The following is an 893-nucleotide window of genomic DNA, read 5'->3' on the forward strand; positions in this document are numbered from 1 at the left end:
TTTTTTAGAGATTATTTTTATTCAATACGTTTTCAATTAATGTTAAGGAGTATGTGATGAGTGATGGACAACCAGAGAATAATACTGACAATAACCTAAAGAATACTGCGCACTTAGAGACACTTGCCATTCATGCAGGTTACACTGTTGAGCCGACAACCAAATCAGTGGCAGTGCCTATTTATCATACCAGCTCCTATGCCTTTGATAATACGCAGCACGGGGCAGACTTATTTGACCTCAAGGTTGCAGGGAATATCTACACCCGTATTATGAATCCGACCAATGCGGTACTAGAGGAGCGCGTAGCAGCGCTTGAAGGCGGTATTGGGGCACTTGCGGTCGCCTCTGGTATGGCTGCCATCACTTATGCCATTCAAACCATCTGTGAGGCAGGCGACAATATTGTTGCAGTATCGACTCTATACGGCGGGACTTATAATCTGTTCGCTCATGCGCTACCACGCCAAGGTATCGAAGTTCGCTTTTTTGATCACAAAGACCCTGAGGCTATTCGTCATTTGATCGATGATAAAACCAAGATGGTCTTTGCCGAAAGCATCGGTAATCCGCTGGGCAATATTATCGATATTCAAGCGGTCAGTGATATCGCCCACGAGTATGGGGTGCCTGTATTGATTGATAATACGGTGGCGACGCCAGCACTCTGTCGTCCGTTTGAGTTCGGCGCTGATATCGTCATTCATTCATTGACCAAATATATGAGTGGCACTGGTACTTCAATTGGTGGCGCTATCGTTGATGGTGGGACCTTCGCGTGGGGTGATTATCCTGAACGCTTTCCACTATTAAACACCCCAGATGACAGTTATCATGGCGTAAACTTTGTAAAAGATGTGGGCGCAGCAGCTTTTATAGCTCGTGCTCGCGTT

General features: G+C 45.9%; 1 protein-coding gene. It reads left to right on the forward strand.

Going from position 1 to position 893, the window contains the following annotated elements:
• Positions 1–56: 56 nt before the first annotated feature.
• Positions 57–893: O-acetylhomoserine aminocarboxypropyltransferase/cysteine synthase family protein (locus ACS8FD_RS18160; RefSeq protein ID WP_439276878.1), on the forward strand; the 837-nt coding region annotated here is incomplete at its 3' end.

This window comes from Psychrobacter sp. 1U2 (assembly GCF_051847575.1).